Annotated in this window: 8 protein-coding genes; 1 reads left to right on the plus strand and 7 read right to left on the minus strand. The window is 73.6% G+C overall.

What is annotated here, in order from left to right:
- The first annotated feature begins 53 nt into the window (after positions 1-53).
- Entirely contained in the window at positions 54-1,073 is a 1,020-nt protein-coding gene (glnII, locus tag ABZ444_RS04560; protein WP_357992576.1) for a glutamine synthetase, read from the plus strand.
- 53 nt (positions 1,074-1,126) lie between these two features.
- Here the strand turns inward: glnII and ABZ444_RS04565 are convergent, their stop codons facing one another.
- The 7 genes from ABZ444_RS04565 to ABZ444_RS04595 form a co-directional block, all read right to left on the minus strand.
- Positions 1,127-2,638, minus strand: coding sequence for an aldehyde dehydrogenase family protein (locus ABZ444_RS04565; protein ID WP_357992579.1), 1,512 nt, complete (start codon positions 2,636-2,638; stop codon positions 1,127-1,129).
- A 113-nt stretch (positions 2,639-2,751) separates the two neighbouring features.
- Positions 2,752-3,642 (minus strand): aminoglycoside phosphotransferase family protein, encoded by an 891-nt coding sequence (locus tag ABZ444_RS04570; protein WP_357992582.1) that lies wholly within the window; start codon positions 3,640-3,642, stop codon positions 2,752-2,754.
- An 82-nt stretch (positions 3,643-3,724) separates the two neighbouring features.
- Positions 3,725-3,988 (minus strand): DUF1876 domain-containing protein, encoded by a 264-nt coding sequence (locus tag ABZ444_RS04575; protein ID WP_357964681.1) that lies wholly within the window; start codon positions 3,986-3,988, stop codon positions 3,725-3,727.
- A 59-nt stretch (positions 3,989-4,047) separates the two neighbouring features.
- Positions 4,048-4,644 carry a hypothetical protein gene (locus ABZ444_RS04580; protein ID WP_357992585.1) on the minus strand — a complete coding sequence of 199 codons (597 nt, stop codon included), beginning with the start codon at positions 4,642-4,644 and terminating at the stop codon, positions 4,048-4,050.
- Between the two features lie 79 nt (positions 4,645-4,723).
- Complete coding sequence (locus tag ABZ444_RS04585) at positions 4,724-5,650, minus strand: hypothetical protein (RefSeq protein WP_357992587.1); 927 nt, start codon at positions 5,648-5,650, stop codon at positions 4,724-4,726.
- A 235-nt stretch (positions 5,651-5,885) separates the two neighbouring features.
- On the minus strand, positions 5,886-9,128 hold the full coding sequence (locus ABZ444_RS04590; protein ID WP_357992590.1) for an NACHT domain-containing protein: 3,243 nt from the start codon (positions 9,126-9,128) through the stop codon (positions 5,886-5,888).
- Between the two features lie 27 nt (positions 9,129-9,155).
- The gene (locus tag ABZ444_RS04595; RefSeq protein WP_357992593.1) at positions 9,156-9,707 is read right to left on the minus strand and encodes a cupin domain-containing protein; all 552 of its coding nucleotides are present in this window, start codon (positions 9,705-9,707) and stop codon (positions 9,156-9,158) included.
- Between the last annotated feature and the right edge of the window lie 68 nt (positions 9,708-9,775).

The following is a 9,775-nucleotide window of genomic DNA, read 5'->3' on the forward strand; positions in this document are numbered from 1 at the left end:
AATGGCCGTCCATAAGACTCGGCGTGGCTGAGAGAAATCCCGAAAGGATCACCGTGAGCTACAAGGCTGAGTACATCTGGATCGACGGCACCGAGCCCACGGCTCTGCTGCGCTCGAAGACGAAGATCCTGGCCGACGGTGCCGAGCCTCCGGTCTGGGGCTTCGACGGCTCCAGCACCAACCAGGCCAAGGGCCACGCCTCCGACCGCGTGCTCCGCCCGGTGTTCACCTGCCCCGACCCGATCCGCGGCGGCGACGCCGTGCTCGTCCTGTGCGAGGTCGAGGAGATCGACGGGCAGGCCCACTCCAGCAACACCCGCGCCCTGCTGCGCCCGATCGCCGAGCGGTACGCCGACCAGGAGTCCTGGTTCGGCATCGAGCAGGAGTACACCTTCTTCAAGGGCAGCCGCCCGCTCGGCTTCCCCGAGGGCGGCTTCCCCGCCCCGCAGGGCCACTACTACTGCGGCGTGGGCGCCGAGGCCGTGTTCGGCCGCGACATCGTCGAGCTGCACCTCGACCGCTGCCTGGCGGCCGGCCTCGCCGTCTCCGGCATCAACGCCGAGGTCATGCCCGGCCAGTGGGAGTTCCAGATCGGCCCGGCCGGCCCCCTCGAGGTCTCCGACCACATGTGGGTCGCCCGCTACCTGCTCTACCGGACGGCCGAGGAGTTCGGCGTCGAGGCCACCCTCGACGCCAAGCCCGCCCGCGGCGACTGGAACGGCGCCGGCGCGCACACCAACTTCTCCACCAAGGCGATGCGCGAGAGCTACGACGCCATCATCACCGCCTGCGAGGCGCTCGGCGAGGGCGACAAGCCCATGGAGCACGTCTCCCAGTACGGCGCCGACATCGAGCTGCGCCTGACCGGCCACCACGAGACCGCCCCGTGGAACAAGTACACCTACGGCGTGTCCAACCGCGGCGCGTCCGTGCGCATCCCGTGGCAGGTCGAGGTGGACAAGAAGGGCTACATCGAGGACCGCCGCCCGAACGCCAACGTCGACCCGTACGTGGTCACCCGCCTGCTGGTGAACACCTGCTGCGAGGCCCTGGAGAAGGCCGGCCAGGTCTGATCCGCCCGCACACGTGAGAAGCCGCCCCCGGGCCAGGGGCGGCTCTTTCCGTGTCAGATCCGGAACTCCAGGTCCGGGACGATCTCCGCCACGTCCATCTGCGCCTTCTGCAGGCGGCCCGAGAAGTCCCAGTTCATCGCCTGCCAGCGGGTGAACTGGTCGAGCACCCACATGCCCGACTGGCGGCTGCCGTTGCCCGACTTGCCGTTGCCGCCGAAGGGCAGGTGGGCCTCGGCGCCGGAGGTGGAGTTGTTGACGCTGACCATGCCGGCCGAGATGCCCTCGCGGAAGCGGAAGGCGTGCTTGGGGTTGGTCGTGTAGATCGAGCTCGACAGGCCGTAACCGGGGCGGTTGGCCAGCTCGACGGCCTCGTCCAGGGTGGAGAAGGTGGTCACGCCGACGATCGGGCCGAACGTCTCCTCCAGGAACAGCCGGTCGCCGGGCCGTACGCCGTCGACGATGACCGGGTGGTAGTAGAGGCCGCCGTCGCCGTCGAAGTCGCCGCGCGGGTTGTCCTTGGTGATCCTGCCGGTGCTGCCCGAGACGACCTCGTGGTGGGGCTGGATCCAGGTCAGGTACTCCTCGTACCGGTCGGCGAACTTCTGGTCGAGCAGCGGGCCGGCCAGCACGTCCTGCTCCGGGTCGCCGATCCTGGCCGCGCCGGCCGCCCGCGCGAACCGCTCGACGAACTCGTCGTGCACGCTCTCGTGCACGATGACCGTGCCCAGGCTGGTGCAGCGCTGGCCGGCGGTGCCGAAGCCGGCGAACAGCGCGCCCTCGACGGCCAGGTCGAGGTCGGCGTCCGGCATGATCACCATCGGGTTCTTGCCGCCGAGCTCCAGGCACGCCGACTGCAGGTGGCGCCCGGCCAGCTCGCCGACCTTCCGGCCGACCTCGCTCGACCCGGTGAAGCCGACCTTGTGCACGCTGCCCTCCTCCAGGGCCAGCTCCAGCCCCGCGAAGGTCTGCGCGCCGTCGGCGAAGACCACGTTGAGCACCCCGTCGGGCAGCCCCGAGGCGGCGAACAGCCGGTACATGGCCTCGGCGGAGGCTGCGGCGTACTCGGCGGGCTTCCACACCACGGCGTTGCCGCACAGCAGAGCGGGCACGAGATACCAGGACGGCACGGCCACGGGGAAGTTGCCCGCCGTGATCACCGCGGCCACCCCGACCGGGTTGCGGAACGTGAACAGGTTCTTGTCCGGCATCTCCGACGGAACGGTCTGCCCGTAGAGCCGGCGGCCCTCGCCCAGGAAGAAGTCGCAGGTGTCGACGATCTCCCGTACCTCGCCCAGCGCCTCGGCGTACGGCTTGCCGATCTCCCGGGTGACCAGGCGGGCCAGGCTCTCGGCGTTGGCCTCGACCAGCCGCCCGATGGAGGCGATCACCCGGCCGCGCACCGGCGGCGGCACCTTGGCCCACTCGCGCTGGGCCTCCTTGGCGGTGCGGCAGGCGGCGGCGAACGCGGCGGCGTCGGCCAGGCCGACCCGGGCCACGACCTCGCCGGGGCGGGCGGGGTTGGTCGACTCGTACACGCTCTCGCCGGTGGTGTCCTTCCCACCCACGATTGACACGATCTGACGGCTCACCGGTGGCCTCCTCGTAGTTCCTCCGGACAGACAATCATCTCGCCGGAAAAAACCCAAGAAACCCGTCAGCGTGCGATTCTGTGTGCGGTTCAGCGTGCGGGGCTGCCGAGCACCTCGCGGATCACGTGCCGGGCGTTGGCCGCCATGGCCGGGTTGCTGTCCTTGTAGTAGGGGAGCTGGATGAGCGCCATGGACAGGGCCCGGCCGCGGCCGCGTGCCCAGGTGGCGTCCTCGGCGCCGAGCGCGGCCCGGAAGACCTCCCGGGCGGCCGGCGGCAGCAGGTTCCAGGCCGGGATCAGGTCGCAGGCCGGGTCGCCCGCGCCGGCCGTGCCCCAGTCGATGACCCCGCTCAGCCGCCCGTCGCGAACCAGCAGGTTGCCCGGCATCAGGTCGGCGTGCACCCAGACGGGGCCGCCCCGCCATTCGGGCGCGCTCAGCGCGTCCTGCCAGGCGGCCGTGGCGGCGGCGGTGTCGATCATGCCGTCGAGCTCGCCGATCGCGGCCCGGGTGGCCTTGTCGAGGCGGGACAGCGGGCCGCCCCGGTAGGCGTCGGGCGCGCCGGCGGGCTCGACCTCGCGCAGCGCGGCGACGAACGCCGCCAGGTCGGCGGCCAGCGCCTCCCCGCCGGAGAGCGCCCCGGCCTCCGGATTGTCGCCGTCGAGCCACCGGCACACCGACCACGGCCAGGGGAAATCCTCGCCCGGCAGGCCCTGACCGAGCACCGAGGGGATCGGGACGGGCAGCGCGGGGGCCAGCAGCGGCAGCCACCGCCCCTCCCTGGCGACGTCGCCGACGCCCTGCCTGACGCGCGGCAGGCGGACGGCCAGGTCGTCGCCGAGCCGGAAGACCGCGTTGACGGTGCCGGAGGAGGGGAAGCGGCGCAGCGGGAGACCGGCCCACCGCGGGAACTGCGCGGCCAGCAGCCGCCGGACGAGGGCCTCGTCGATGTCGGCCTCGTCCGCGTGCATCCTGCCGCCCATGCGCATCCCCTTCGGTCCGTACGATCCGCGGGGGCCATGTCAGCGGACCGGGGGCGGGCGCGTCAAGTCGTTACTTCCGCCCTCACCAGGACCTGGTCGGCACCGGGCCGCCGTCGCCGAGCTCGTGCCGGGCGTCACTGGACAGCCGGCCGGCCAGGTCGGCCAGCGCCCGCGCGACGGCCAGCTCGTCCCCGACCTCGGGCATGGACGGGTCGGCGGGGTTGCGGCGGGCGTGTCCCGAGCCCTCGACCCGCGTGCCGTCCGGGACGGTCAGGACCGCCCGCGCCGAGGTGTCGTCGCCGTCCTCGGCGAGACTGATCCGGACCGTCCACTCCTTGGCTTCCATGGCGCGCCTCCTCCCGCGTACGGCTGCCCGGACACACGGCGGTAAACCGGACGGCCCGGCTACGGGCGGCGCGGGCGGCGCCACCGGTCGTCGGCGCGGATCCAGGCCGCGTCCCAGTCGGCGTACCTGCGCCGGTCCAGCAGCCGGCGCAGCGCCGCGACGGCCCCCAGGACCAGCAGGAAGGCCAGCACCTGGACGAACGCCGCCATGCCCACGCCGCGCAGGACCACGTCGGTGCGGCTCGGCGGCGTCGTGGGGTCGCCCGCACGGTCGATCCACAGGGGGACGGTCGCGCCCGCCCGCGTGCCGGCCGGGACCTGGACCTGCCCGGTCCTGGCCACCCCCGCCGGGGTGGTCCAGCTCGCCGGGACCATGGTGGTCGCCGCCTCGCCGAACGACGGCCGCACGGGCCGCGGCTCCCGCAGCGTCGTCGCGGTCACCTGCTGCCGGAAGCCGGGGCCCACGCGGGCCTCGCGCAGGCCGCCCTCGTAGGTGACCCGGCCGGCCAGCACTGCCGGCCAGACGCTCAGCAGCACGAGGAGCACCGCCACCGCCAGCCCGGCGCTCTCCAGCCGGTCGGAGCGGCGGCGCAACGGGTTGCGGTCCGGCCGGTGCCTGCGGATCCGCAACAACGCGGCGTTCATGACGGCCCTCATCGCGCACCTCCCACGGTCACCTTCTCCTCCTTCCCGCAGAAACGGCCGGTAGCCCGCGCGCGGGCAGCCGCCGCGCCGGTCAGCTCCAGGGCGCCGTCGGGTACCAGATGAGGTCGCGGCGGGCCAGGATCCGGACGTCCCAGTACAGAAGGGTGAAGACGCCGGCCACCACCAGCGCCGCGCCGGTGATGAGGGCCAGCCGGGCCGGGGTGGCGGTCAGCCAGCGGTGCGCGCGGCCCCCGGTGGCCAGGGCGAGCAGCACGAACAGGACCGACATGACGACGATGTTGCCGGCCGACTGCAGCATGAACGCCAGCGCGCCGTACAGGGGGTTGTGGCTCTCGGCGGCGTCCCGGAAGAGTTGGCGGAACAGCGGGAACGGGCGGCCGATCAGGAAGCCGCCGATCAGCGCGCCCATGACGGCCATGCGGGCCCTCGGATGGCGGGCCAGCGGGTCGGGCAGGTAGCCGAGCGCGGCCAGGCCCAGGTAGAGGAAGGCCAGCCCGATCAGCCCGAACGTGACCATCGCCTGGACCAGGCCGGGGGACAGGGTGCCCGGCGCGGGCCTGGCCGTGGCGAACTGCGGCATGGCGGTGCCGACGATCCCCACCACGACGCCGTACGCGCCGGACACGGCCAGCGCGCCGGCCGCCAGCCAGCCGAGCGGGCGCAGCGTCCCGCGGATCCGTTCGCCGACCGACGGCCTGGCCCCGACCAGGGGCGCGACCGCGCCGAGCGCGGCGATGTTGCAGGCGGTGAACGAGCCCGCCAGGCCGGAGGCGAAGGCGAACACGATGCCGGAGAGCGTCCCGGCGATGGGGGTGGCGTCGGCGTCGCGGCCGAGCATCGTGTCGGCGACCGTCGAGCCGATCGTCTGGTCCACGAACTCGGCCGACCACACGACGGTCAGCAGGAATCCCGCCAGGGCGCTGAGCAGCAGCACGAGTCCGCGGCGGCGGGCGGGGGCGGGTTCGACGGCGGTGGTCGCGGCGAGGGGCAGGGTCATGGTGGTTCCCCTTCTCGTCCAGCGGGAGGCGGCGCCCGCGCACGGGCGGAGGCCGGGCGTCCCGGGGGGGGTGAACGTGTACACGCCGTGCAAGTTCTGTGACGACGGCCTGGACGGTGAGCAGGGCAGGGCGCCAGGCCGGACATGCCGGTTGATGGGAACTCCGAACGGGATATAGCCACGTTTAGCACGAAATTCCGAGTAGATAAAGCGATCTTTCACCGGCCGCCGGCCGTCACACCCTCCTGATCCGCACGCCGTCCCCGTTGACGACCCGCTGCGAGTGCCCGAGCCGGACGGTGAGCCCCGCCATCCCGGCCAGCGGGCTCACGTCGAGGTCGTGGGGCATGAGGAACAGGCTCAGGCTGCGGAGCTGAGGGAGCGCGGCGAGCGGCGAGAGGTCGGTCACGCCGGGGCACAGGGCCAGGGTGAGGGAGGAGAGCCGCGTCTGCCCGCGCAGCGGGGTGAGGTCCGTCAGGGCGGGGCAGTGGCGCAGGCGCAGGCGGGTCAGGGAGAACCGGTCGACCGGCGCGAGGTCGAGCCCGCCGACCCCGTCGAGGGACACCTCCGTGACGGCCGGGCAGGACCGGGCGGCGGCGTCGAGGCAGGCGCCGGCCTCCGCGAGGTCGTCCAGCCACAACCGCTGCAGCCGCCGCATCCCGGACAGGACCGTGCCGGGCAGCGGCAGGCCCTCGCGCCTGACGTGCAGCGACTCCAGCTCGTCCTGCCGGGCGAGCGGCGCGTGCCAGGAGTCCCGATCGTCGTCCAGCAGGTCGAGGGAGAGCTTGTTCAGGCGGGGCAGCCGGTCGAGGAAGGACGGATCGTCGAGCCGGACTCCCCACAACCCCAGGTCGCGCAGATGTCGCGACTTGTCCAGGCAGGCCACGTCCACGGCGTGCGGCTCGCTGTAGAAGTACAGTCCGAGATGGGTCAGCCGGGGCAGCGACTCCACCCCGTCCAGGGACCGGATCGGGGCGTCCTGCACGCTCAGCGACTCCGTCTGCGGCAGGTCGCGGAGGAACCGCAGGTCGGCGAGGGGAGTGGGCACGGTGACGCGCACGTCTGTCGCCTTCAGCAGGCAGGCGCTGCGGAGATGGCGGGCGCCGGTGAAGGTGACGTCCTCCATGTCGGCCAGGACGCGCCGGGCGTAGACGTCGGCGTCGAAGTACTCCCAGCCCTGGCGAAGCTGCTCCCGTACCTGCCACCGCGGGTCGGACGCGTAGCCGGCCAGGCGGTCCAGGGCCGCCGGGCCGTTGATCAGGAACGTCGTGCGGACCGTCCACGCCGCGCGCTGCACCGGCAGGCCCGTCAGGTCGCGGGGCAGGCGGCGCAGGATCTCCTCGCCCGCCGCCGCCAGCAGGGTCGCCTCCTCCTCCGTACGCGGCGGGATCACCTGCGCCAGACAAGCCTCGACCCGGTCGCGCAGCCCGGCCGGGATCTCCTGGACGGTCTCCAGGCAGGCGGCCACCAGCAGCCGCAGCCGGCGGGCGTGCTTGCCGCCCTGGTCGGCGCGGTCCAGCAGGCCGCTCAGCAACTCCCCGCGCAGCCGGCCGTTCGCGTGCCCGGCGGCCATCACCACGACCTCGCGCCACTGGTCCAGGTGGGCCCGCTCGACCGCGGCCTCGACGTCCTCGTCCTCCACGAGCTGCCCGGCGGCCAGGTACTCCTGCACGGTCCGGTGCGCGAAGTCGATCCGGCCGGGCACCGGCTCGCGCAGCACGCCGCTCCTGCGCAGCAGGTGTTCCAGCACGTCGGAGGCGGTGTGCGAGACGCGGGTCATCGAGGCGAGCTTCTGCTCGACCCGGCGCAGCGCGGTCGCCTTCGACAGCTCGGAACGGCCCATCGACACCAGCCGCCAGGCCAGGTCGCGCAGGATCCACACCTTCTGGCCCGGGTCGAGGGACACGTCGTCGTCGATCCGCCGCTCGGCGTCGCGGCGTTCCAGCAGCAGGCTGAGCACGGCGTCGTAGAAGCCCATCCGGCTGCGCGGGAGCTGGGTGCGGCGGTCGAGGTTGAGCGCGCACAACATGGCGGCCAGCAACGGGGTCGAGGCGACCACGCCGAGGTGCGGATTGGACTCCATGCGGGCCAGCAGGGCGACCTCGTAGCCCTCCAGCTCGCCGGGCTCGCACGGCAGGCTCGGGCAGTCGCGGATCGCCACGTGCCACTGGCGGATCAGCTCCCGCTGGTCGTCGGGCGTCATCGGCTCCAGCGTCGAGGCCGCGAACCCCTCGTCGGCCAGCCAGCGGGCGTCGGCGGCGGTCGGACGGGAGGTCACCACGACCCGCAGCCCCGGATAGGCCGCCAGCAGCCGCGACAACCACTCCCGAACGGCCGGCCGGTGCCGGACGAGCAGCTCGTCCACCCCGTCGACCAGCAGCAGCCCGCGCCCTGAGTCCAGCACGCGCTCCACCCAGCCGCGCGGCATGCGCCCGGCGACCTCCCGGGCGACGTCGTCGAGGAAGGCGGCGGGGGCGGGCAGCCGTCCCGACGAATGGCTCCTCAGCTTGATCATCAGCGGCACGCAGCCGTTCCAGGTGGCCAGGTCGCCCGAGAAGCCGCCGCGCGCGGCGGTCACCGCGAGCCAGCGCAGCAACGTGCTCTTGCCCGAACCCGCGTCGCCGCGCAGCAGCGTGAGCCGGGCGCGGCCGAGCGCCGACTCGATGCGCTCGGTGCCGCGCTCGGCGGGGTGACCGCCGGTGAGCGCGGCGATCGACAGCCGCTCCGGCGCGCGCGGCCCGCGCTCGCCGGAGGAGACGTTGAGGCTGATGTAGGCCATGCTCAGTGACGTGCGCGGGCGGTAGGTCTCCACCCGGACGCCGAACAGCTCGACCTCGTCGAGGGTGCGGCTGGCGAAACCGAGGTAGAGGCGTTCGAACGCGGCGTCGTCCTGGCTGCCCTCCGGGGCCTCCAGCGTGCGCTGCGGCATCCTGGCGAGCAGCCGTTCCACGCCCTCGGCCAGGCCGCTGAGCCTGCCCAGCGTCTCGGTGGCGGCGCGCGGCACGTACTGGGGGAGCTGCCGCATCAGGCCGACCAGGCAGTCGACGGACTCGGCGAGCAGGACGGCGTACAGGCGGTCCTCGGCCTCCCCGAGGCGCGGTTCGGGGAGGGCGGCCAGGACGCGCCCGGCCAGCTTGGCCGGGTCGGCGTCGGACGCGAACAGCGCCTCGTCCGACAGGTCGGCGGCACGCAGCGCGGCCACGGTCTCCAGCAGGACGGCGGCCCGCGCGGACTCGTCCAGCCCGCGGAACTCCTGCTCGATGAGCCGCGACAGCCGGCCCTCGACGGCCAGCGCGATGCCCTGGAGCTGGTTGTCGATCTTCCGGGGCGCCAGCCGGTCGCGAAAGCCGCTCTGGACCAGGTCCTTCAGCTCACTCGTCCGGTCTTTGCGCGCGGCCCGGACGGCCAGCCATTCGCGCATGGCGCGCTCGGCGACGCTCTTCCCAGCGGCGGTCAGGGCCGCCTCGATGCCCGGCATGCCTTCTATATAAGACGATCTTTACGATCACGCGGTGAAATCGGCGAAGTCGAACCCCGGCGACACGACGCAGCTCACCAGCACCGCCTCGTCACCGGCCGGGCGCGCGGACTGCCACACGCCGCCGGGCACGATCGCCTGCGGCACCTGCCCCCGCTCGACCAGCGACCCCAGGACGACGTCGCGGTCTCCCACGGTCAGGCTCAGCGGGCCGCCCCGGTGCCACAACCACACCTCGTCCGACCTGACGACGTGCGGGACGGACTCCTCGCCCGGCTGGAGCAGGAAGTAGATGCCGGTGGCGCTCGCGCGCGGGCCCGGGTAACCGTCGGGCCGGACCGTGACGGGCGAGCGCCAGGTCTCGCGGTACCAGCCGCCCTCCGGATGGGGCAGCAGGTCGAGCGCGGCGGCCACGGGCGGGCGCTCGGCGAAGCCGACGGGCCCGCCGGTGACGTCGCGCCGCAGGAAACGGGTGCCGTCGAGGACGGCCTGGCCGTCGAGCGCGGCGGCCAGCGCCAGGGCGGCGGCCTCGTCGGCGACCTCGGTGGGCGCGCCGTCGGGATAGATCCTCAGCTCCACACGGCCGATCTTACGAGGGTCCGCGGTGCGCGGGGACCACGTCCGGCGGACGGGCCGCCCGCCGCGCG

Origin of the sequence: Nonomuraea sp. NPDC005730, assembly GCF_040630865.1 — a bacterium.
GTDB lineage: Bacteria > Actinomycetota > Actinomycetes > Streptosporangiales > Streptosporangiaceae > Nonomuraea.